At 66.3% G+C, this 21,373-nt stretch carries 26 protein-coding genes; 17 read left to right on the top strand and 9 right to left on the bottom strand.

The window, feature by feature from the left end; translation table 11 throughout:
* Positions 1 to 20: 20 nt before the first annotated feature.
* The gene (gene fliF / locus ACTIEY_RS04430; RefSeq protein WP_439517875.1) at positions 21 to 1,712 is read right to left on the bottom strand and encodes a flagellar basal-body MS-ring/collar protein FliF; all 1,692 of its coding nucleotides are present in this window, start codon (positions 1,710 to 1,712) and stop codon (positions 21 to 23) included.
* 188 nt (positions 1,713 to 1,900) lie between these two features.
* On the opposite strand from fliF, the gene fliE reads away from it, so the two are divergent.
* Entirely contained in the window at positions 1,901 to 2,215 is a 315-nt protein-coding gene (gene fliE / locus ACTIEY_RS04425; protein WP_439517874.1) for a flagellar hook-basal body complex protein FliE, read from the top strand.
* A 114-nt stretch (positions 2,216 to 2,329) separates the two neighbouring features.
* Here the strand turns inward: fliE and ACTIEY_RS04420 are convergent, their stop codons facing one another.
* The 4 genes from ACTIEY_RS04420 to ACTIEY_RS04405 form a co-directional block, all read right to left on the bottom strand.
* The gene (locus ACTIEY_RS04420; RefSeq protein ID WP_439517873.1) at positions 2,330 to 2,632 is read right to left on the bottom strand and encodes a flagellar protein FliT; all 303 of its coding nucleotides are present in this window, start codon (positions 2,630 to 2,632) and stop codon (positions 2,330 to 2,332) included.
* Between the two features lie 2 nt (positions 2,633 to 2,634).
* Positions 2,635 to 3,048 (bottom strand): flagellar export chaperone FliS, encoded by a 414-nt coding sequence (fliS, locus tag ACTIEY_RS04415; protein WP_439517872.1) that lies wholly within the window; start codon positions 3,046 to 3,048, stop codon positions 2,635 to 2,637.
* Positions 3,049 to 3,288: 240 nt separating this feature from the next.
* Positions 3,289 to 4,695 carry a flagellar filament capping protein FliD gene (fliD, locus tag ACTIEY_RS04410; RefSeq protein ID WP_439517871.1) on the bottom strand — a complete coding sequence of 469 codons (1,407 nt, stop codon included), beginning with the start codon at positions 4,693 to 4,695 and terminating at the stop codon, positions 3,289 to 3,291.
* A gap of 148 nt (positions 4,696 to 4,843) precedes the next feature.
* Entirely contained in the window at positions 4,844 to 5,635 is a 792-nt protein-coding gene (locus ACTIEY_RS04405; RefSeq protein WP_439517870.1) for a flagellin N-terminal helical domain-containing protein, read from the bottom strand.
* Between the two features lie 483 nt (positions 5,636 to 6,118).
* Here ACTIEY_RS04405 and flhD point away from each other — a divergent pair, with 483 nt between their 5' ends.
* The 11 genes from flhD (at position 6,119) to ACTIEY_RS04350 (ending at position 16,671) form a co-directional block, all read left to right on the top strand.
* On the top strand, positions 6,119 to 6,460 hold the full coding sequence (flhD, locus tag ACTIEY_RS04400) for a flagellar transcriptional regulator FlhD (protein ID WP_439517869.1): 342 nt from the start codon (positions 6,119 to 6,121) through the stop codon (positions 6,458 to 6,460).
* A gap of 33 nt (positions 6,461 to 6,493) precedes the next feature.
* Positions 6,494 to 7,030: a flagellar transcriptional regulator FlhC gene (flhC, locus tag ACTIEY_RS04395; RefSeq protein ID WP_439517868.1), complete on the top strand. Its 537-nt coding sequence runs from the start codon at positions 6,494 to 6,496 to the stop codon at positions 7,028 to 7,030.
* Positions 7,031 to 7,186: 156 nt separating this feature from the next.
* Positions 7,187 to 8,044 (top strand): flagellar motor stator protein MotA, encoded by an 858-nt coding sequence (gene motA / locus ACTIEY_RS04390; RefSeq protein WP_439517867.1) that lies wholly within the window; start codon positions 7,187 to 7,189, stop codon positions 8,042 to 8,044.
* 21 nt (positions 8,045 to 8,065) lie between these two features.
* Positions 8,066 to 9,106, top strand: a complete 1,041-nt coding sequence (motB, locus tag ACTIEY_RS04385) for a flagellar motor protein MotB (RefSeq protein WP_439517866.1) — start codon at positions 8,066 to 8,068, stop codon at positions 9,104 to 9,106.
* 47 nt (positions 9,107 to 9,153) lie between these two features.
* Positions 9,154 to 9,540, top strand: a complete 387-nt coding sequence (cheY, locus tag ACTIEY_RS04380; protein ID WP_439517865.1) for a chemotaxis response regulator CheY — start codon at positions 9,154 to 9,156, stop codon at positions 9,538 to 9,540.
* 14 nt (positions 9,541 to 9,554) lie between these two features.
* Positions 9,555 to 10,169: a protein phosphatase CheZ gene (locus ACTIEY_RS04375; protein ID WP_439517864.1), complete on the top strand. Its 615-nt coding sequence runs from the start codon at positions 9,555 to 9,557 to the stop codon at positions 10,167 to 10,169.
* Positions 10,170 to 10,406: 237 nt separating this feature from the next.
* Positions 10,407 to 11,567 carry an EscU/YscU/HrcU family type III secretion system export apparatus switch protein gene (locus ACTIEY_RS04370; RefSeq protein ID WP_439517863.1) on the top strand — a complete coding sequence of 387 codons (1,161 nt, stop codon included), beginning with the start codon at positions 10,407 to 10,409 and terminating at the stop codon, positions 11,565 to 11,567.
* Positions 11,564 to 13,642 (top strand): flagellar biosynthesis protein FlhA, encoded by a 2,079-nt coding sequence (gene flhA, locus ACTIEY_RS04365; RefSeq protein ID WP_439517862.1) that lies wholly within the window; start codon positions 11,564 to 11,566, stop codon positions 13,640 to 13,642. Before ACTIEY_RS04370 ends, flhA begins: the two co-directional genes overlap by 4 nt.
* A complete protein-coding gene (flhF, locus tag ACTIEY_RS04360; protein WP_439517861.1) occupies positions 13,639 to 15,159 on the top strand; it encodes a flagellar biosynthesis protein FlhF in 1,521 nt (506 codons plus the stop codon). Before flhA ends, flhF begins: the two co-directional genes overlap by 4 nt.
* Positions 15,152 to 15,952 (top strand): hypothetical protein, encoded by an 801-nt coding sequence (locus ACTIEY_RS04355; protein ID WP_439517860.1) that lies wholly within the window; start codon positions 15,152 to 15,154, stop codon positions 15,950 to 15,952. The genes flhF and ACTIEY_RS04355 overlap by 8 nt, the downstream gene beginning before the upstream one ends.
* 2 nt (positions 15,953 to 15,954) lie before the next feature.
* Complete coding sequence (locus tag ACTIEY_RS04350; RefSeq protein ID WP_439517859.1) at positions 15,955 to 16,671, top strand: RNA polymerase sigma factor FliA; 717 nt, start codon at positions 15,955 to 15,957, stop codon at positions 16,669 to 16,671.
* A 21-nt stretch (positions 16,672 to 16,692) separates the two neighbouring features.
* Here ACTIEY_RS04350 and ACTIEY_RS04345 read toward each other — a convergent pair whose 3' ends face one another.
* The gene (locus ACTIEY_RS04345) at positions 16,693 to 17,145 is read right to left on the bottom strand and encodes an ankyrin repeat domain-containing protein (RefSeq protein WP_439517858.1); all 453 of its coding nucleotides are present in this window, start codon (positions 17,143 to 17,145) and stop codon (positions 16,693 to 16,695) included.
* A 256-nt stretch (positions 17,146 to 17,401) separates the two neighbouring features.
* Between ACTIEY_RS04345 and ACTIEY_RS04340 the strand changes: the two genes are divergently transcribed.
* The 3 genes from ACTIEY_RS04340 to ACTIEY_RS04330 all read left to right on the top strand — a co-directional run bounded on the left by ACTIEY_RS04340 (position 17,402) and on the right by ACTIEY_RS04330 (position 18,696).
* Positions 17,402 to 17,650, top strand: a complete 249-nt coding sequence (locus tag ACTIEY_RS04340) for a DUF1272 domain-containing protein (RefSeq protein WP_439517857.1) — start codon at positions 17,402 to 17,404, stop codon at positions 17,648 to 17,650.
* The gene (locus ACTIEY_RS04335) at positions 17,651 to 18,028 is read left to right on the top strand and encodes an ankyrin repeat domain-containing protein (protein ID WP_439517856.1); all 378 of its coding nucleotides are present in this window, start codon (positions 17,651 to 17,653) and stop codon (positions 18,026 to 18,028) included.
* Between the two features lie 110 nt (positions 18,029 to 18,138).
* Positions 18,139 to 18,696, top strand: a complete 558-nt coding sequence (locus ACTIEY_RS04330; protein WP_439517855.1) for a hypothetical protein — start codon at positions 18,139 to 18,141, stop codon at positions 18,694 to 18,696.
* A 72-nt stretch (positions 18,697 to 18,768) separates the two neighbouring features.
* Here ACTIEY_RS04330 and ACTIEY_RS04325 read toward each other — a convergent pair whose 3' ends face one another.
* From ACTIEY_RS04325 to flgA, 3 genes are all read right to left on the bottom strand, one after another.
* Positions 18,769 to 19,146: a hypothetical protein gene (locus tag ACTIEY_RS04325; protein ID WP_439517854.1), complete on the bottom strand. Its 378-nt coding sequence runs from the start codon at positions 19,144 to 19,146 to the stop codon at positions 18,769 to 18,771.
* A 20-nt stretch (positions 19,147 to 19,166) separates the two neighbouring features.
* The gene (gene flgM / locus ACTIEY_RS04320; protein ID WP_439517853.1) at positions 19,167 to 19,490 is read right to left on the bottom strand and encodes a flagellar biosynthesis anti-sigma factor FlgM; all 324 of its coding nucleotides are present in this window, start codon (positions 19,488 to 19,490) and stop codon (positions 19,167 to 19,169) included.
* 131 nt (positions 19,491 to 19,621) lie between these two features.
* On the bottom strand, positions 19,622 to 20,365 hold the full coding sequence (gene flgA / locus ACTIEY_RS04315; protein ID WP_439517852.1) for a flagellar basal body P-ring formation chaperone FlgA: 744 nt from the start codon (positions 20,363 to 20,365) through the stop codon (positions 19,622 to 19,624).
* Positions 20,366 to 20,547: 182 nt separating this feature from the next.
* Here flgA and flgB point away from each other — a divergent pair, with 182 nt between their 5' ends.
* Both flgB and flgC read left to right on the top strand, forming a co-directional pair.
* Positions 20,548 to 20,949 carry a flagellar basal body rod protein FlgB gene (gene flgB / locus ACTIEY_RS04310; protein WP_439517851.1) on the top strand — a complete coding sequence of 134 codons (402 nt, stop codon included), beginning with the start codon at positions 20,548 to 20,550 and terminating at the stop codon, positions 20,947 to 20,949.
* Between the two features lie 17 nt (positions 20,950 to 20,966).
* A complete protein-coding gene (gene flgC / locus ACTIEY_RS04305; RefSeq protein WP_086122604.1) occupies positions 20,967 to 21,371 on the top strand; it encodes a flagellar basal body rod protein FlgC in 405 nt (134 codons plus the stop codon).
* Positions 21,372 to 21,373: the final 2 nt, after the last annotated feature.

The raw sequence follows: 21,373 nt of genomic DNA, 5'->3' as shown, positions 1-21,373 counted from the left end.
TGGTGTGCTGCGTTGGACGGTCAGGCTGGCGCTTCGCCATTGACCCAGCCTTTGACGATGTTGGCGACTGCCGCAGGATTTTCCAGCGCGAGGCGCTTGGCATCGGCCAGGCGCAGCGTCTCGGGCGTGGGTTCGTTGCTGGCGCCCGGCATCGGCAGGCCCGGGCGTTCCGGGGCTTCATTGAGCATGGCGTTGAGCGGTTGCAGCGGCGTGTTGGCGCGGGCGGCCACCGGCGTCTTGATCAGCTTCAGGCTGGGGCGCACCAGCCCCATGAGCACCAGCAGGCCCATGCCCACCATGCCCAGCGGCCAGGCCAGGCTGCGCAGCAGGTCCTGGTTGTCCGACTGCTGCCACCACGCCGGCTCACTCACCTCGCTGCTCGGGCGCTCCACGTTGAAAGCGGCGTTCACCACGTTCACCGAGTCGCCACGGTCCTTGTTGAACCCGATGGTCTCGCGCACCAGCGCGGTCATCTGTTCGAGCTGGGCGGCGGGGATCGGCGTGCTGGTTTCCTTGCCGGCCTTGTCGGTGCTGGTGCGGTGGTTGATGACCACGGCCGCGCTCAGGCGCTTGATCTGGCCACTGGCCTCGCGCACCACCTTCACCGTTTTGTCCACCTCGTAGTTCACCACCGATTCGCGGCGCATCGAGCCGGGTTGTGCGGTGCCCTGGCCGGTCACGCCGGTGGGCGCGGCCGCGCCATTGATGGGCGAAGTGCCGGTGGCCGGTGGCTGGTTGCTCACCGCGCCCGGCACGCCGGAGGGGCGGGCGGCCGCAGCGCTTCCGTCTTCCACGGTCTGCTGGCTGCGCACCGCGCTGGGTTCGGCGCCCTGGTTGGGCTTGTGCAGTTCGCTGGTGGATTCGACCATCGAGAAATCCACCTCGGCGCTCACCTGGGCCTTCACGTTGTTGCGGCCGACCAGAGGTTCCAGCATCTCGGTGATGCGGCGCGTGTAGAGCTGTTCGAGCTGCTGCACGTACTGCAGCTTCTGCGTATCGGCGCCCTGGGCCTGCGCGTCGGGCGGGGACGAGAGCAGGTTGCCCGCGTCGTCCACCACGCTGACCGCCTTGGGGTTCATCTCCGGCACGCTCGCAGCCACCAGGTGCACGATGCCGGCCACCTGCGCGCGGTCGAGCGTGCGGCCAGGGTGGAGCGTGAGCAGCACCGAGGCGCTGGGCTTCTGCTGCTCGCGGAAAAAGCCGTTCTGGTTGGGCAGCGCCAGGTGGATGCGGGCGCTCTGCACGGAAGAGAGCGACTGGATCGAACGCGTGAGCTCGCCTTCCAGGCCGCGCTGGAAGGTCAGGCGCTCCTGGAACTGCGTCATGCCGAAGCGGTTGGACTCCATCAGCTCGAAGCCGGTGACCGAACCCTTGGGCAGGCCTTGTGAAGCCAGGCGCAGGCGTGTGTCGTGCACCTTGTCGGCCGGCACCATGATGGCCTGGCCGCCCTCGGCGTGCTTGTACGGCACGTTCATCTGGGAGAGTTGCGCCACCACCGCGCCGCCGTCCTTGTCGCCCAGGTTGGCGTAGAGCACGCGCCACTCGGGCTGGCGGCCCATGAAGAAGAAGGCCAGTGCCAGCGCCAGCAAGGCCATGGCGCCGATGCCCAGCTTGAGCTTCTGAGACGCGTCCATGCGGGCGAATCCCTCGCCGAAGGCGCTGCGGTTGTTCGCGGGCTGGAGGTCCAGTTCGGCAACGGCGGTGGTGCTCATGGGGGTCGGTGCTCGGGTGAAATGGGGTCGACTCCAGGGCGGGATACACCCTGTTGCAGTCGATTATTCGGTCCCGATGCCCCGGCCATTGCCGTGAAAAGGCGGTGCTTTGTGCCCCTATTCCCGTGCTGTGCAGGCGGTGCGGCGCCTAGCATCAAGGCGTTGATTCAAAGTCGAAGGAGTCCGCCATGGACATGCGCATTGCCTCTGTAGCCAGCCAGGCCCTGACCGGCATTGGCCAGCCTGCTCTCAAGCGCCCCGGTGCCGCCGGCGGCGTGGAATCCGGCTTTGCCGACAACTTCAAGGCCGCACTCAAGGGCGTGAGCGCGGCGCAGGAAGACGCTTCCCGCCTCCAGACCCAGGTTCAGCTGGGCAACCCCAAGGTGAGCCTGGAAGAAACCATGCTGGCCATGCAGAAGGCCCAGGTGGGTTTCCAGGCCACGTTGCATGTCAGGAACAGGATGGTCCAAGCCTATTCCGACATCATGAACATGAGTGTGTAGGCTCCCCCCGCGCCGGCCTGCGGCCGTCACCCCCCAGGGGGCGATGCCTGCGGCCCGGCAAAGCCGGTTCCGCGGCATCCTCGAAAAGTCACTTCGCGCCGGATGCGGCATCGTTCAGTGCATCGGGGCCGGGCTGGATTTGTCGAAGATCTGAGCGAGGTCGTTCAGCCACGGTTCGGCCAGGCAGCGGATCTCGGCGTCGGTGCGCAGGATGCGCTGCATGATCTTGACCTTCTCCCGGCGTTCGTCGGGTGCCAGGTCGGCGCTGCGCGACTTGTGGCGCAACTGGGCGATCAGCACGGCGCAGGCGCCTTCCAGGCGCACCACCTGATCCCAGTTCTCGGTCTGGGCGGCTTCCAGCATCTGGCGACTCGTGTTCTCGATCGCCTTGTAGTAGTCGAGCAATCCGTGTTCCATGATCAGGCTCCCCGTGCGGGGACGGCGCCCCGGATCTGTTGCCAGGACTGGGCGATCGGTTCGATCAGGCCCACCACCTCGGCAATGGCCGCGCCGTCGTTGCGCAGGTTGGCCTGGGTCAGGCGCTGGATCCCGTAGTCGTAGAGCCGGTGCAGGTTGCCCGCCAGTTCGCCGCCTTCGCGCAGGTTCAGGCCCGGCTTGAGGCCCTCTTCCAGGATGCGCACCGCCTTCACGAGCGAAGCGCCCTTGACGTCGATCTCGCCGCGCTCCAGGGCGCCGCGCGCCTGGTTGAGCGACTGCACGAGGGCATCGAACAGCAAGCCCACCAGGTGGTGCGCGTCGGCACCCTGCACGCCGGTCTCGGCGGCAACCCGTTTGTAGGCAGATGAAGCGCGTGTGCTGACTGAGGTGAACATGGCGTCGGTTCCTTGTGCTTGATACCTTTCAGTATCGGCAACCGACCGCACGACTGTAGGTTCCGGACGATGAAATGGAGGCGAAAAGTTCATGTTTCATTCCCGTCAGCATGAGGTGTCCCTGTCCAGGGACAGCAAGGGTCCGGCTCCGCCGGCCCAAGCTGTCGTCCTCCCCTCCCAGCGCCGAAGGCGCGCCAGAGAGGGGGGAAGCCGCGAAGCGGCGCAGGGGGGTGTTCCGCGTTAAGCCGTGCTCTTGTTCCAGAGCGCGATCTGCTGGGTCACGAACGCATTGAGCCCGCTGAGCCTGCCCACGTTGGCGTCCATGGCGTTGTACTGGGCCAGCAGACGCACCTCGGCGCGCGCGGCGCGGTCGTTGACCTTGTCCTGCTCCTTGCCGTTGCGCGTGAGCGCGTTCTGGATCGCTTCCGAACGGGCGCTGACCACGCCGTCGGAGTCGATCAATCCCTGGGCAAAGGTCCGGATCTTCAGGCCGAAGCCCTGTGAGGTCGGGTTGGCGTTGGCCACCGTGAACAGCTGCCGAAGGCCTTCGTAGTTGGTGGTCAGGGCGGCGTCGAACTTCGTGGCGTTGAGGCTCAGCTCGCCACCGCTCTTGGCTTCGATGCCGACGTCGGCCAGGCGTTCGAAGGGGCTGCTGGCGGTGACCGAGCGCATCATGCTGCGCAGCGCGTTCTGCAGGCCCACAGCCGTGCCATCGCCCTGGAGCGCGCCGGCCGATTTCGACGTGGGGTCGTAGCGGGTGGCATCGGCCAGGGTCTTGGTCAGGGCGTTGTAGGCGTCGATGAAAGTCTGGATGTTCTTGCGCGCGCCCTCGGGGTCGATGCTCACGTCGATCTCCACCGGCGCGGTCGTCACCTGCGAGAGCTGCACGGTCAGGCCGGGCAGCGTGTCCGTCATGCGGTTGGTGGCGGAGACCACCGCCACCCCGTTGATGGTGGCCAGCGCGTTCTGCGCGGCCCGGGTCTGGGTCATGCCGGCGCCCGAACCATCGTAGGCCAGGCGCGACAGGCCGGCGCCACCGCTCTCGGCGACTTCGATGCGGAAGCCGTTGGCCTCGCCGGTGGTGGACGAGCGCATCAGCAGGCGTTCGCCCGAGGCGTCGCGCAGCACGGTGGCGCTCACGCCGGCGCCGGCTTCGTTGATGCGGGCGGCGATGGCCGTGAGCGTGTCCTGCCCGGGGTTGATGGTGATGTTCACCGGCGTGCCCGTGCCGGCCGTGAAGGCCCCGCCCGACCAGGTGCCCAGCGAGATGGTCATGGTGCCCCCGCCCATGGCGCTGTCGGTGGGAACCGCGGTGGAGGCGGTGGACTGCGCGCGGGCCAGTTGCTGCACTTCCAGCGTGAGGCCGGTGGCGGCAGCGCCGGCAGCGGCCGTGACGCTCACGGCCGAAGGATTGGACGAGGTGCTGGTGACGGCGTTCCAGCCCGCAGAGGTGGAGAGCTTGGCCGCAGCGTCGCCGAGTGCCGACACCTGCGATTTGATGGTGCCGTAGACCGAGAGCTTGGTCTTGAACGACGTGGCCTGGGTCTCCAGCTGCTTGAGCGGCGCCTTTTCGATGGCGACCAGTTGCGAGACGATGTTCTGCACATCGAGGCCGCTGCCGATGCCGGGAGATGAGATGGTGGCCATGTTCGCTTCCTCAGGATGGACGCACCGCACGCGGTTGCATGCGGTCTGTGCATCCCGCAAAGGCCGAGGCGGCGAAAGCAACGGTGTGCTTCGCCGCCCGGGACGCCGCGAGCAGGCTCGCGGCGGTTTTGCGGATCGGAAGGACCGATCAGCGCAGCAGGGCCAGCACGCCCTGGGGCAGCTGGTTGGCCTGGGCCACCATGGCGGTGCCGGCCTGTTGCAGGATCTGGCCGCGCGACAGGTTCGACGTTTCCGTGGCGAAGTCGGCGTCCATGATGCGGCCGCGGGCAGCTGCCTGGTTTTCCGAAGCGATGCGCAGGTTGCTCACCACCGATTCAAAACGGTTCTGCACGGCACCCAGCGTGGCGCGGTTCGTGTTGACCGTGTCCAGGGCGGTGTCGATCAGGCCGATGGCGGCGGTGGCACCTGCGGTGGTGGCCACGGCACCGGCGATGGTGGGCGCAGCCACGGCGGCGACGGCGATGGTGTCGGTGGAGTTCGCACCCACCTGGAACGTGATGGCGGTGCCGAAGACAGCGGCGCCGTTGAAGCGGGTGGAGGTGCCCAGGCGGGTCACTTCGGCCACGAGCTGCTGGTATTCCGCGTCGAGGTTGGCCAGGTCACCGGTCTGGTTCACGCCGTTGGCGCCCTGCACAGCCAGTTCACGCATGCGCTGCAGTGCGTCGCCGATCTTGCCCAGCGAGCCGTCGGCCGTCTGTGCGAAAGAGATCGCGTCGTTCGAGTTGCGGATGGCCACGTTCATGCCACGGACCTGAGCGTCCATGCGGGTGGCGATGGACAGGCCAGCGGCGTCGTCCTTCGAGCTGTTCACGCGAAGGCCGGAAGACAGGCGCTGCATGGAGGTGGAGAGCGAACCGGACGAGGTGGCCAGGTTGCGTTGGGCATTCAGGGACTGAACGTTCGTGTTGATGGTCGTCATGACTAACTCCTAAAGGTGGATAAAAAGTAATCCGGCATTGCTGCCAATCTCAACGCCAGCCAGAGGGCTGGCCGCCATGACCGGAGCTGGGCGTATCTCATCGGCGCACCCCCCTGGGGTCTGTCACCGTCTCGCCACTTGCACTTGCCGGACGACGAACCTGTTTTAGAAGTTCGTTGGTTTCAATTTCGGTGACATGCAGGGATTCTTTAGCCCCGCCTGTTTTTCATTGCGCCGAACAGGCCGGGGGGAGTCGCCCAGTTCGCCTCTTTCGGCCCCTGGTTCGTGGAGCGCGTCACGAATAGGCCGGAAGTGAGAACCAAAGGTGTAGGCATTGCGCTGACATCGCCACAGTGCGCTCCTGACAGCGCTTACAGCGTTTCACCGATTCAAGAATCTTTACCGGTCGACACAATTACACACATCGGAAACGCACACCGCAGGCACACCGCCAGCAAGCAGATTCCACCGAAGGAGCCCCACATGGACAGCGAACAACTCTTGGCCGAAATCCGCGAAGCCAATCTGACCTACCTGATGCTGGCGCAGAACCTGATCCGCAAGGACCGCGCCGAAGCCCTGTATCGCCTGGGCCTGACCGAGGAAGCCGCCGACCTGCTGGGCATGCTGTCCACCGCCCAACTGCTGAAGATCGCATCGAGCAACATGCTGCTCTGCCGCTTCCGCGTCGACGACGACCTGGTGTGGAACCTGCTCACCAGCCACAACGTGAAGAAGGTGGACAACAGCACCACCACGCAACTGCACGCCAGCATCCTGATGGCCGGCCGGTTTGCCGAGTCGATGGCCGTCACGGCCAACTGATTTCCTCTTCTCATTCATTTCCAGGAGCCGACCATGGCCGCAGGCAAGAGCATCCTCAACGAATCGCGTGACATCGAGCGCGCGGTTTCCCTGATTCAGCTCGGCGCGCGCCTGCAGGTTCTGGAGTACGAAACCAGCCTGTCCTACGAGCGCCTGCTGCGCCTGTACAAGGAAGTGGCCGGCAAGTCGCCTTCCAAGGGCCAGCTGCCTTTCTCCACCGACTGGTTCCTGACGTGGCAGCCCAACATCCACGCCTCGCTGTTCCTCAACATCCACGAATACCTCTCCAAGACGAGCGAACTGGAAGAGATCGACACGGTCATCAAGGCCTTCCGTCTCTACAGCGAGCAGATGCAGGCCAGCGCCATCGAGCCACTGCTCTCCGTCACCCGCGCCTGGCGCCTGGTGAAGTTCGTCGACAACGGCATGCTCACGCTGACCAAGTGCTCCTGCTGCGGCGGCCACTTCGTGACCGAGCCCTACGAGAACCGCCATTTCACCTGCGGCCTGTGCCAGCCGCCCGCACGTGCCGGCAAGGGCAGCGCCAACGGCGGTCTCCGCCTGCACTGAACGGCAAGCTGCTTCAAATCTTGAAATGGACCCCGATGTGGGTCCATTTCGCGTTTATGGACCGGCTCAATCGCCCCTAGAGTTGGTCGATAGAAAAGGAAACCCTCCAAGTCACGCGCGCCCGATGGGTTCGCGTCCTCTTCCAGGCTCAAGAACATGTTCGTCATCATTGGTTTCGTGGTCTCGATGCTGTGCATCTTCGGCGTGTTCATCATGCACGGGGGCAACATCGGCGTCGTGCTCAAGGCCTTGCCCTTCGAGATGACGACCATCCTGGGCGCGGCCCTCGGTGCGTTTCTGATCAACAACCAGATGAAAGTGGTCAAGGCCTCGTTCAAGGGCCTGGCCACCTGCTTCAAGGGCAGCCGTTACACCAAGGCGCGCTACATGGAACTGCTCGCGCTGCAGTTCGACATCCTGCAGAAAGCCCGCAAGGAAGGCCTGATGGCCATCGAGCAGGATGTGGAGAACCCGCACGAGTCCGCGCTGTTCAAGAAATACCCCACCATCGCCGCCGATCACCATGTGGTCGAGTTCATCACGGACTACCTGCGCATGATGGTCTCGGGCAACCTGAATGCGCACGAGATCGAGTCGCTGATGGATGCCGAGATCGAAACGCACCACCAGGAAGCGCACGCGCCGGTGGCCGCCATCGGTCGTCTGGCCGGTGGTCTGCCCGCCTTCGGCATCGTGGCGGCCGTGCTCGGGGTGGTGAACACCATGGGTTCGGTCGGCCAGCCGCCCGCCGTGCTCGGCGCCATGATCGGTTCTGCGCTGGTGGGTACCTTCCTCGGGATCCTGCTGGCCTACGGCGTCTTCGAGCCGCTCGGCGGCCTCATGGACCAGAAGGTGGAAGAGAGCGCCAAGGAACTGCTGTGCGTGAAGACCACGCTGCTCTCGAGCATGCAGGGCTACGCGCCACTCACCGCCATCGAGTTCGGTCGCAAGGTCCTGTTCGCCGACGTGCGACCGACCTTCAGCGAGCTCGAGACGCATGTGAAAAAGAAGTAAGGCCTCCAGGGAACGAACATCATGGCTGGCGACGGCAAAAAACTTCAACCCATCATCGTCAAGCGCATCAAGAAGGGTGGGCATGCGGCGCATGGGGGAGCATGGAAGATTGCGTATGCCGACTTCGTGACGGCCATGATGGCGTTCTTCCTGCTCATGTGGCTGCTGGGCTCCACGGCCAAGGGCGAACTGCAGGGAATCGCCAGCTATTTCGCCAACCCGGTCAAGGTGTCGCTCATGGGCGGGCCCGGCACCGGCAACAGCAGCAGCATCCTGCCCGGCGGCGGGCGCGACCTGAGCAAGGCCTTCGGCCAGATGGACAGCGGCGATTCGGAGCGCGCGGCCAAGCTGATGGGCGCGCAGATGGCGCGCAACGAACAGATGCGCCAGGACGCCGCACGACTCGACACGCTGGAGCGCAAGATCTCCACGCTGATCCAGAACAACCCCAAGCTGTCTGAATATGGCTCGCAGATCCAGCTGGAGAAGACGGCCGACGGTCTGCACATCCAGATCGTCGACCAGCAGAACCGGCCGATGTTCGACACGGGTTCGGCGCTGGTGAAACCCTACATGCGCGACATCCTGCGCGAGATCGGCACCGCACTGGGCGACGTGGAGAACCGCATCGCACTCGCGGGCCACACCGATGCCACGCCCTATGGCAGCGGCGAGCGCGGCTACAGCAACTGGGAACTCTCGGCCGACCGCGCCAACGCCTCGCGCCGCGAACTCATGGCCGGCGGCCTGCCGGACGACAAGCTGCGCCGCGTCGAAGGCCTGGCCTCCAGCCGCCTGCTGCGTCCCGAGACCCCCACCGACCCGATCAACCGACGCATCAGCATCGTGGTGATGACGCGCGAGGCCGAGGAGCGCATGCTGCAGGGCACCTCGCCCGCCACGCCAGCGGTGGCGCCTGCACCGGCGCCTGCCTTGGCTCCGACGCCAGCGCCCGCTCCCCAGCCGGTGGCCGCCGTGGCGGTCCCGCCTGAGGCCACGGCCACCACCGCGCTTCAGATTCCCGCCGAACTGACGAAAACCCCCACACGGCCTGGTGTCTGAAACGCCCGTCCCGATTCCCCCGCTTCTTTCCTCCCACGGAGGCCTCCATGACCAGCCCGATGAAATTCCTGATCGTTGACGACTTCTCCACCATGCGCCGCATCGTGCGCAACCTGCTCAAGGAAATCGGCCATGCCGATGCCGACGAGGCCGAGGACGGTGTCGCCGCGCTCAACAAGTTGCGCAACGGCGCGTTCAACTTCGTCGTCTCCGACATCAACATGCCGAACATGAACGGGTTCGAGCTGCTGGCCGAGATCAAGAAGGACGAGAAGCTCAAGCACCTGCCGGTGCTGATGGTCACGGCCGAAGCCCGCAAGGAAGACATCGTGATGGCCGCGCAGAACGGCGCCGCCGGCTACATCGTCAAGCCCTTCACCAAGGCCACGCTGGAAGACAAGCTCGCCAACATCTTCAAGAAGCTCGGCCTTTGAAGGAGCACCTCACCATGATTGAACGCGAAGAAGAAGCTGCCTCAGGCAGCCCCGCCATGTTCCAGCAGCTCGGCTCCATCACCCGACAACTGCACGAAGCCCTGAAGGAACTGGGCTACACCGACAAGCTCAAGGGCACGGTCGACCAGTTGCCCGACGCGCAGAGCCGCCTCTCGTACATTGCCCGCCTCACGGGTGAAGCCGCCGAGAAGGTGCTCAACCACGTGGAGCTGGCCAAGGCCGAGCAGAACCTCATTGCCGAACGCGGTCGCCAGCTGGCCAGCACCATCACCCGCGTGCCAGGTCTGGCACGGGCCATGCCGGAACTGCTGGAATGGTCCGAGGAGATGGTGGCCACCAGCGAGAAGACCGACGCCCGCCTGACCGACATCATGATGGCGCAGGACTTCCACGACCTCACGGGCCAGGTGATCGCCCGCGTGGTGCAACTGGCCGGCACCATCGAAGAACAATTGCTCAGCCTGCTGCTGCAATCCGCACCTTCTGGCCAGCCTGGCCAGGACCACGCCATCGAGCTGGCAGGCCCGGTGGTCAACCCGGAAGGTCGCACCGATGTGGTGAACGATCAGAAGCAGGTCGACGATCTGCTTGCCAGCCTGGGCTTCTGAAAAGCCGAAGAACGCCAGCCCCCTCCCCAAGCTTGAGCGCGTCGGTCGCTCTGTGGAGCGAAATAAAGGGGGAGGCGGCCTCCAGCCGCCGGAGGACATTCGCGGAACAGAGCGACCGGCGTGCTCAAGCAACGCGAGGTGCAGGCGAGAAAAGAGCCCCCGCACCCTGTCTTATTCCCCTTTAGTTTTCCCGCCCAACTTCCAGAATCGGTTTCATCGATCGCATGAAACCGAGCCATGGAATCTTCCAGTCAGGACAAGAACCTACCCGCCTCCGCGCAGCGCCTGAAAAAGGCCCGCGACGACGGCCAGGTTGCGCGCTCCAAGGACCTGTCCAACCTGGCCGTGCTCGGCGGCGGTGCCCTGGTGCTGCTGGCCTTCGCCCCCATGGGCTTCGAGCAGCTTCGCACCAGCCTGCGCAACCAGCTCACCTTTGACCACCAGGCCCTGCAGCAGCCCGAACTGGCCCTGCAGCGGCTTGTCGACGGCTTCTCGCAAGGGCTCATGCTCTACCTGCCCCTGGGCCTGCTCGTGCTCGCCATCGCCATGGCGGCGGTGGTCGCCTCCGGCAGCTGGACCCTCAGCACCAAGCCCATCACCCCCGATCTCAATCGCCTCAACCCCCTGGCCGGCATCGGCCGCCTGTTCTCCAAACAGCAACTCGTCGACACCGCCAAGCTCGCCGGCATCACCGCTGTGGTCGGCGTTGTCGCCTGGCAGTTCATCGCGGCCCACGTCGAACTCTTCGGCACCCTGGTCATGCAGCCGCTCGAATCCGCGCTGGGCCAGCTGGGCAGCTGGATGACGCTCGGCGTGAGCCTGCTGCTCCTGGTGGTGGTCTTCTTTGCCATCATCGACGTGCCCGCGCAGAAGTTCCTGCACGGCCACCGCCTGCGCATGTCGCACGAGGAAGTCAAGCGCGAACACAAGGAAGCCGAAGGCGATCCGCATGTGAAGTCGCAACGCCGCGCCCGCCAGCGCGAGATGGCCCAGCGCAACAGCGTGGGTGCCGTGCCCAAGGCCGACCTCGTGGTGATGAACCCGACCCACTACGCGGTGGCCATCCGCTACGACGACGCCAGCATGAACGCGCCGCGCGTGATCGCCAAGGGCGCCGACCTCATCGCCATGAAGATCCGCGACGTCGCGCGCGAGCACAAGATTCCCGTGCTGCAGTCACCCATGCTGGCGCGCGCGCTGTACGCGCATGCCGAGATCGACGACGAGATCCCCTCGGCCCTCTACACCGCGGTGGCGCAGGTGCTGGCCTACGTCTACCAGCTCAAGGCCGCCATGAAAGGCGTGGGCGCCATGCCTGGCGACATGCCCACCCCGCAGGTGCCGCCCGAACTCGATCCGCACTTCAAGAAATCCTCTGCACAGAAGGACACTGAATGAACGCCCTGCAACCCTTGCAGCAATGGCTCCGGCGCAACGCCGGCTGGGCCGGTGGCCTGGCCGCCCCGATGCTGGTCATCACCATCCTCTCGATGATGGTGCTGCCGCTGCCCACCTGGCTGCTGGACACCTTCTTCACGCTCAACATCGCCCTGGCTCTGGTGGTGATGATGGTGGCGGCCTACATGCGGCGTCCGCTCGACTTCTCGGTGTTCCCCACCGTGCTGCTGCTCACCACGCTGCTGCGTCTCTCGCTCAACGTGGCCTCCACCCGGGTGGTGCTTCTCGAAGGCCACACCGGCCCGGGCGCGGCCGGTGCGGTGATCGAGGCCTTCGGCCATTTCCTGATCGGTGGCAACTTCGCGGTCGGCTTCATCGTCTTCGTGATCCTGGTGGTGATCAACTTCGTGGTGATCACCAAGGGTTCCGAGCGCATTGCCGAGGTGTCGGCGCGCTTCACGCTGGACGCCATGCCCGGCAAGCAGATGGCCATCGACGCCGACCTGAACGCCGGCCTGATCGACGAGAAGGAAGCCAAGCGCCGCCGCGCCGAAGTGGGTGAGGAAGCCAACTTCTTCGGCTCCATGGACGGTGCCGCCAAGTTCGTGCGCGGCGACGCCATCGCCGGCATCCTGATCCTGATCCTCAACATCATTGGCGGCTTTGCGGTGGGCATGCTGCAGCACGGGCTCTCCCTGAGCCAGGCGGCGGACAGCTACATCCTGCTGGCCGTGGGCGACGCGCTGGTGGCGCAGATTCCCTCGCTGCTGATCTCGGTGGCTGCGGCCATGGTGGTGTCCCGTGTGGGCAAGGACGAAGACCTCGGCGTGCAGGTAATGGAACAGATGTTCCTCTCCACCAAGGTCCTGACCATCGTCGCCGCCGTGCTGTTCGCGCTCGGCGTGGTGCCCGGCATGCCGCATGTGTTCTTCCTGCTGTTCGCCGCCGCGTTCGGTGCGGCCGCGTGGTGGCGTCACCAGGTGGACATGCGCCCGGCGCCCGCGCCCGAGGTGGCCGCCCCGCAGGGCGATGGCGAAGCCACCTGGGACGACCTCCAGCCCGTGGACCTGCTGGGCCTGGAACTCGGCTACCGGTTGATTGCCATGGTGGACAAGACCCGCCAGGGCGACCTGCTCACGCGCATCAAGGGCGTGCGCAAGAAGTTCGCGCAGGAGGTCGGCTTTCTGCCGCCCGCCGTGCACGTGCGCGACAACCTGGAGCTGCGCCCCAGCGGCTACCGCATCACGCTGCGCGGCGTGGTGGTCGGCGAGGGCGAGGTGTTCCCGGGCATGTTCCTGGCGATCGACCCCGGTGGCATCGGCACACCCCTGATCGGCACGCCCACCACCGACCCGGCCTTCGGCCTGCCCGCGCACTGGATCGATGAAAAGCAGCGCGAGAGCGCGCAAATGGCCGGTTTTACGGTGGTTGATTCCGAGACTGTGCTGGCGACGCATCTTTCACACTTGATGCAAGTCCAGGCCGCGCGCTTGCTCAGCCGGACGGAGACCCAGGACCTCGTTGAACACGTCACCCGCCTGGCCCCCAAACTGATTGAAGAAGTCGTGCCCAAGATGGTCCCGGTTGCCACCTTCCAGAAAGTGCTTCAGCTGCTGCTGGAAGAGTCGGTGCATGTGCGCGACATCCGCACCATCATCGAAGCCCTGGCCGAGCACGCCACCGCCACCACCGACCCGGTCGAGCTCGCCCGCCGCGTGCGCATGGCCCTGGCGCCGGCCATCGTCCAGCAGATCTACGGCCCGGTGAAGGAGCTCGAAGTCATCGCCATCGAGCCCGGCCTGGAGCGTCTGCTGATGCAGGCCCTCTCGGGTGCCGCCAATGGCGCGCTCGATCCCGGCGTGGCCGAGATGCTGAGCAAATCCGCCACCGACATCGCCAACCGTCAGGAAGAAAAGGGCGTGCCCGCCTGCCTGCTGGTGCCCGACGCCATCCGCAACGCCATGGCGCGACTGCTGCGCCGGGCCGCTCCGCGCCTGCAGGTGCTGGCGCACAGCGAAATTCCTGAAACCCACCTCATCCGCATTGGCCCGATTCTTGGAGAACTCGCAGCATGAACATCCAGCGCTTCACCGCTCCCACCTCGCGCGAGGCCATGGCCAAGGCGCGCCTGTCCTTCGGTGACAGCGCCGTCATCCTCTCCACGCGCTCCACCGGCGAAGGTTTCGAGGTGATGGCCGCCGCCGAGGAAAGCCTGGCCAACCTGGCCGACCAGGGCCAGAAGCCCGCACCCGCCCAGCGTCCGGCGCCGGCGGTGCGCACCCAGCCTGCCGCTGTGCCCGTTGCCACGGACTCCGTTTCCAGCGACACCGAAGCCATGGCGATGAGCACGCTGTCGTTCCAGGACTACGTGCGTGAACGCATGCTGCGCAAGCGCCGCGCCGCGCTGCACGACGGGGCTGCTCCCGCTGCGCCCGAACCTTTCGATCCGCCGCGCCGTGCTGCCGTGGCGCAGCCCGTGGCACCCATGCCCGCTCCCGCTGCCGAGCCCATCAGCGTGCCGGTGCAGCGCTTCAACGACCCCGAAGCCCTGCTGCCGCGTTCGCCCCAGCCCATCCGCACACGCGCCAATCCCGGGCCCGCCTGGGAAGATTCGCAACCGTCCACGCGCTTCGCCAGCCAGGACAACAGCCGCATGGCGGTGGAGCTCTCGGCGCTCAAGGACATGATCGAAGAGCGCTTCAACACGCTGGCCTGGCTGGGCTCCTCACGCCAGAACCCGATCCAGTCCAACCTGATGCTCAAGCTGATCCGCGCCGGCTTTTCGCCCGCGATGTCACGCGCCGTGCTCGAGCGCGTGCCGACCGATGCTGCAGCGCCTGAAGCGGTGCGCTGGCTCATGGACGTGATCACCCGCAACGTGAAGGTGGCGGCCTCCGGCGCCAGCCTGTGCGACGAAGGTGGCGTGGTCTCGCTGATCGGTGCGACCGGCGTGGGCAAGACCACCACCGCCGCTAAGCTGGCCGCCCAGTGCGTCAAGCAGTTCGGCGCGGGCAGCGTGGGCCTGGTCACGCTCGACACCTACCGCGTGTCCGGCTACGAACAACTGCGTGCCTTTGGCCGCATGCTGGGTGTGGTGGCTCATCAGGCGCAGGATCGCGCCGCGCTCAAGGACCTGCTCAACCTGCTCTCGGGCAAGCGCATGGTGATCATCGACACCGCCGGCCTGGGCCAGCGCGACCAGCGCGTGCAGGACATGCTGGACCTGCTGGACATGCCCTCGGTGAAGAAGACGCTGGTGCTCAACGCCGGCTCGCATGGCGACACGCTCGATGAGGTGCTGACCACGTTCAAGGCCAGCAAGCTGCATGGCGTGGTGCTCTCCAAGGTCGACGAAGCCGTCAAGCTCGGGCCGGCGCTGGACGCGCTGATCCGCCACGGCGTGACCCTGCGCGGCGTGGCCAACGGCCAGCGCGTGCCGGAAGACTGGCAGAACCCCGACGCCGCCGCGCTGGTTCGCCAGTCCATGGCCACGCAGGGCAAGTCGGCCTACGACCCCCAGCCCACCGACATGGGCTTCTATTTCTCGCCGGCGGCAGCCAGCGGCATCACGCTGGGGGCTTCGCATGTTTGAACCCGGCTTCGACCAGGCCGCCGGTCTTCGCGCCGAGGCGCCAACGGTCGGCGCGGGCCTGGTGCCCGTGGCGAGCCCGGCGCAGCCCGCCCGCGCCTACGAGTGGTTGTGCACCCTGGCCGCCACGCTGTCTGGGCAGGGCCGTGCGGTGGTCATCGTGGACGCCACGGCCAACGAATCGATCAGCCGCGACACGCGCGATGGCGCCCATCTGGGCCTGTTGCGCGCGCTGCAGGACCCGTCGATCGCCAACCTGGAGCGCGCTGCCGATGGCGCCGACTGGCTGGTGATGCCGGGTGCGCAGGGGCTTCGCACGCTGGGCGAGACCGCGCAGGCCGCCGGTGCGCAGGCTGCTGTTTCCCGCCTGCTCGCCCCGTTCGCATCGGGTGTGCTGGTGCTGCTGTTCGCCCCCGCGTTCGACCTCGCCGGGCTCCTGCCGGGCCTGGGCGCCCGAGCGCTGGTGCCCGTGATCGAACAACCCCAATCCAGCATCGACGCCTACGGTGCCGTGAAGCTGCTGCACACCGCAGGGCTCGCACCCGTGCTCGCGCCGCTGGCCAGCGGCGCCCCCGCATCGCTGCAGGTGGTGGTGAACACGGTGGTCGACACCGCGCAACGCCACCTGGGGCTGTCTCTCGATTCCTGGCCCGCCGCGAGCTGGGCCCGGCGCGTGCAGGCCGGCGCCATCGAGCGGCCCCGCAAGGCCCTCAACGACAACAACGGATACCACGGCCTTGTGCCGGGTGGCTGGCAAGCGGGTCGAGCGAGTGCGACCCCAACTCTGTGGAGCTGAAGATGTACACCGCCAAAGGGACTCTCAACCGCGACGATCAGCTGAAGAAGTACAGCCCGCTGGTGCGCCGCCTGGCCCACCACATGATCGCAAAGCTGCCACCCAGCGTGGAGCTGGACGACCTGATCCAGGTCGGCATGATCGGGCTGACCGAAGCCATCGCCCGTTTCGAACCCACGCAGGGCGTGCAGTTCGAAACCTTTGCAAGCCAGCGCATTCGCGGCGCCATGATCGACGAGCTGCGCGAAGGCGACTGGATGTCGCGCGGGTCGCGCAAGAGCCAGAAAGACATCGAGCAGGCCGTCAACCGGCTGCAGCAGAAACTGCACCGCGTGCCGCGCGAGAGCGAGATTGCCGAGGAGATGGGCATGAGCCTGGCGGATTACCAGCACCTGCTGGCCAAGGTGCGCGGCACCCAGCTCGTGTACCTGGAGGACATCAGCGGCAACAGCGACGACGAGGACGGCTTCCTGGACCGCCACATGGGCGACCACGAGGCCGACCCGTCAGCCAAGCTGCAGGACCACCGCATGCGCACGGCGCTCGTGGCTGCGATCAAGGTGCTCCCGGAGCGCGAGCAGCAGATCATGAGCATGTACTACGAACACGACATGAACCTGAAGGAAATTGCGGCCGTGCTCGGCGTCACCGAGTCGCGCATCTGCCAGTTGCACAGCCAGTCGATCGCCCGTCTGCGGGCGAAGCTGCGCGAGCACTGAGCTGCCGGCACGAACGCCCGCTCAGGCAATCATGCACTGGCTCAGGCGGCGGGAGGCGTGTTCACGGCGCACTGCTTCAGCCACGTCGGCATTCCCTGGCCTGGCGATCTCGGTCCAGTGGCGCGGCGCTGGGGTCACGTTGGGTTCATGGAGCCGCGCGAGCACGGCTTCATGACCGTTCTCGGCCGCAAGCGCCCGCGCCGTTCTGCCGTTCAGGTCCTGCAGGTTCGGATTGGCACCATGGCGCAGGAGCGCTGCCACGGCACGGTCATTGCCCAGTGCAGCGGCCTCCATCAAGGCGGTTCTGCCGATGGCGACCTCGTTCAGGTTCCCGACGCCGCGAGCCAGCATGAGCTCGATGGCCGGCTGATCGTCGTTCCAGATCGCCTGGCGCAGGTCGCGCGTGTCACGGGCTGTCCGGAGTCGATCATTGAAAGCGTTTGCCTCGGGTGGGTGAAGGCTCGGGTGGGGCATCGGTCGGGATCCTCTCCGGCGGTGGTGGACCTGCGAGCGTGACCGGCCGGGGCGGTGCGAGCGGGTGCAGGTCCCTGCGGGGGCCGCAGGGCGCCCGCGAGATTAGGGGAGGAGCCTGTTAAAAAGCCCGCAGGTTCACGAACTTGTCGATTCGAGCCACCGACGCGGGACGCAAGCGAAGCAACGGCCATTGCCGTTCGTGGGCCTGGCCGCTAGAGTGCTGAACTTTCCCCCGAACCGTCCCCGAAGGACCGCCATGCTCGAACTTCGACCCGGCTGCGAATGCTGCAACCGCGACCTGCCCCCCGATTCCACCGAGGCGCTCATCTGCACTTTCGAGTGCACCTTCTGCACCGCCTGTGCGCAGGACAGACTGCACGGCGTCTGCCCCAACTGCGGCGGCGAACTGGTTCGCCGGCCCCGTCGACCGGCCGCCAGGCTGGCCAACAACCCGGCATCCACCACCCGCGTGTTCAAGCCGCAAGGCTGTGCGGCGGGACACTGAATGTCCGGCGGAGACTGGAAAGAACTGTTCCGGGCCGCCTGCGAGGGGGACATCGAACTGGTCCGCTACCACGTGAAAAACGGGGTGGACGTCAACTACGCCCATCCCGAGTTTTTGTCCACGCCGCTGGTGGCCTGCATCCTGGAGAAGCAGGAAGCCGTCGCGGCCCTGCTGCTGGACCATGGCGCAAATCCGCTGCTGCCCTCGGAGTTCGACAACCTCACGCCGGTGCAGGCCGCGCGCCAGGCAGCGCTGCCCGCTCTGGAGGCGCGGCTGCGTGCGCTGGGCGCGCCCGATCCCGGCTTGAGGCCATCACCGTGGAGTCCTGAACGGTGGCGCAACTGGTTTCGCGACCGCATTCCCTGGTGGCTCGGGTGACGAGCCCGCAGAAAACGGGCCTTTTGCACGTTCAGGTCTGACGAAGGGGCCGCGCAGGGTCGGATAATCCCTGCCGCTGTCCGACCTTCATTCACCGAAAGAACCACCCCATGCGCCTGCGCCTGTCTGCCATTGCCTTGTCTGCTGTCCTGCTGGTGGGCTGCGGCACCCAGTTGAAAGTGGCCCCAGTGGACCCGCAGACGGGCCTCATCAAGTCCCAGAAGGGCACGGTCACCGAGGCCACCGTGGTCACCTCCCGCAAGTTCCCGCTGGCCCAGCACAAGGGCATGGTCTTCGTCTCCGGGGGCGGCACCTACGCCGTGGACCAGATGCGGGCACTGGGCTATTTCGACCAGGTGGTGAGCTACGACGACCTGCAGAAGATCGTGATCGCCAACCGCCTGCAGGACCAGGTGCCCAGCCTGAACGAGCCGATCGGTGTGAACAAGCTCTACCGCGCCTACAAGCCTTTCCTGTGGGTGCACTTCAAGCGCGTGCAACGCGAGAACAAACCCTATCTTCAGCTCGTGGCCATCAACCCCGACACGCTCGATGAGGTGTTCGTGAGCGAGGTCCACATGGACTTTGTCTGGGCCGGGGTCAACGACCAGAACGCCCGCTACCCCCTGTTCAACGCGCTGAGCCGGTGGATCCAGCAGAACCGGTGAAGGTACGGCGTTCGAAGATGCACCCATGAAAAACGGCCCTCGAGGGGCCGTTCATTCGGAAAGGCGGATCGCTCAGGCGCGCACGTAGCCGCGTCCCGCGCCACCCAGGGCGTTGGGTTTGACGATGCGGCCGTAGGTGGGCTGGCGTTGCAGGGCTTGCTGGGGCAGCAGGCTGCCCACGGCGCGTTCGCTCTGGGCGGTGGCGCGCAGCACGGCTGAGCGCAGCTGGGCGAACCGTTGGGCAGCGTTCTGCATGTCGTGCCGCAGGGTGCTGCCGGGCACGGCGAATTCACTGGTCCTGGGAGCCTGCTGCAACACCGACTGCATGGCTGCGCTGGCCTGTTCCACGCCCGCTGCGTCGCCCTGCAACAGTGCCGTCTCCAGGGTGTCCAGGCTGTTCTTCAGCGCGGCGATCCAGGGGTGGGCGTTGTTGGTGGCGGGCGAGGTCATGGTGTTTTCCTGAGGTGGGATCAGGCGCGGGCGCCTGACAGCATTTCGGCCGCATTGGCCAGCATCTTGTCGGCGATGGCCTCGGCGTTCACCTGGAACGTGCCGTTGGCAATCGACTGTTTCATGGCTTCAACCTTCTCGGCGTTGAACACCTCGCCGCCGCTACCGGGGCCCATGGCCGAGACGGTGGCAGACGACAGCGTCACCGACACACCGGCCGCCTGGGGCTTGCCAGCGGGCACGCCGGCGACGGCTTCAGCGCCAGAGACGGGCTTGTCGGCCGCCTTCTGCGGGCCGCCAGCCACCGAACCTATATACGAATCGGGTGAGGAATCGACTTTCATTTCACGCTCCAGGCCCTGGTTTCAGGGCAATGTCATGAAACTATCGACCGGGGTTGAGCAGACTTTAAACATATTTGCTGCGCAGTCTTGCGCAATCCGTCACGCCCTGGAGTGCGTGGGGGATGCCCGGCTCAAAGTGCCAACTCGACGGTCTGGTCGGCCTGCACCAGGCCATTCACGACCTTGCCGCCGGGCAGCCGGACCCGGGCGTTCTGGCCCACCAGGCCCGTGGTCATGGCCTGACCGGTGGCGCTGATTCGAATGCCACCGCTGCCACCCATGACACGCACCTGGGCGCCTGCCTCGAAGGCTTTCATGGGTCGCACCATGTGTTCGCGCAGCGGCTGGCCCGGGGTGAGGGGAAAGGCGGTTTCCAGCCCCACCCAGCGCTCGGGCGCGGCCAGCACGCCTGCGCGGTGGGCCGCCCAGTCCACTTCGGCGAGTTCGGCGTCTTCTTGAGTGAGGGTGGCGCCCGCGCCCACGGCGCGCTTGAGCACCCAGGCCGGCCCGAAGGCCTTGACGGTCACCGGCAGGTAGACGCTCCAGCGGCGCGCGCCTTCGACGCAGCGCAGGCCGACGCGGCTGCGGCCCCACAGCCGCGAGCCCGGGGGCATGAAGGCCTCCACCTTGTCGCAGGGCGCCAGGCGAAGGCGGCTGTCCAGCGATCCGATGTCCACCTCGGTGCGCAGCGGGGCGCTGCCATCGGCGGGCAGGCTGGCGGCCAGCGCGGGCTCGATCCACTCGCGGGCGGTCTGTTCCAGCACCTCGACCTCGCCGGCGTGGGCCATGCGGCCCAGCAACAGGAAAGCCAGCAGCAGGCCCGACCAGCGCACGGCGCAGACGGCGCGGTGCGGGGTGCAAAAGGCGTTCGGCATGGGCATCTCCTGGAGCGTTCGGGCGGGTTCAGGGGATCACTGTAGGCGCGCCGGGAGCAGCCCAAAGCCGGGAAATGCCTTGCAAAGCGGCGCTTGTTCGGCCCATTGCCGACCCTCAAGATTTTCATAATTCCTTCACGCCCCGGTCCCGGTACCGGCCTTCCCACCCCGCAGAGGTGAACATGCTTGAACAGATGACCGCTAAGCTGGACTTCCATGCCAACGCCCTGTTGCTGCGCTCGCAGCGCCAGCAGGTGATTGCCAGCAACATCGCCAACGCAGACACCCCCGGCTACGTGGCGCGGGATTTCGATTTCGCGCAGGCGCTCAAGAACGCCTCGGGCGGCCTGGGCGGCTCCACCGTGGCGGCCACCGACGCGCGGCACATGCAGGTGGGCGGCGGTCAAGGCGGCAAGCCCGATCTGGCCTACACGGTGCAGACCCAACCCAGCCAGGACGGCAACTCGGTCGACCTCGACCGCGAACGCGCCAGCTTCGTGGACAACAGCGTGCGCTACGAATCCACGCTGCGTTTCATCAACGGACACGTCAAGACGATGCTGTCCGCGATCACCGGGCAATAGCCTGAAAGGAACCAGCCATGTCGATGTTTTCCATCTTCGGGGTCTCGGGCAGCGCGGTCAGCGCGCAGTCGCAGCGGCTCAACGTGGTGGCCAGCAACCTGGCCAACGCCGATGCCGTGGCCGGGCCCGATGGCCAGACCTACAAGGCGCGCCACATCCTGTTCCAGACCGAACCCATGGGCGGGCAGGGCAACGCGGGCGTGTCCGTGAAAGACATTGTCGAGAGCCAGACGCCGGGCCGCCGTGAATACCAGCCCGCGCACCCCAGCGCCGACGGTGAAGGCTACGTGACCCATTCCAACGTGAACCCGGTGGAGGAGATGGTCAACATGATCTCCGCCTCGCGTTCGTACCAGAACAACGTCGAGGTCATGAACACGGCCAAGTCGCTGTTGCTCAAGACCCTGCAGATGGGGCAATAAGC

The organism is Hydrogenophaga sp., from assembly GCF_051858985.1.
In the GTDB taxonomy this organism is placed as follows: Bacteria; Pseudomonadota; Gammaproteobacteria; order Burkholderiales; family Burkholderiaceae_C; genus Hydrogenophaga.
Note: the sequence above shows the minus strand (reverse complement) of the source record. Positions and strands in the feature narration are given on the sequence as shown.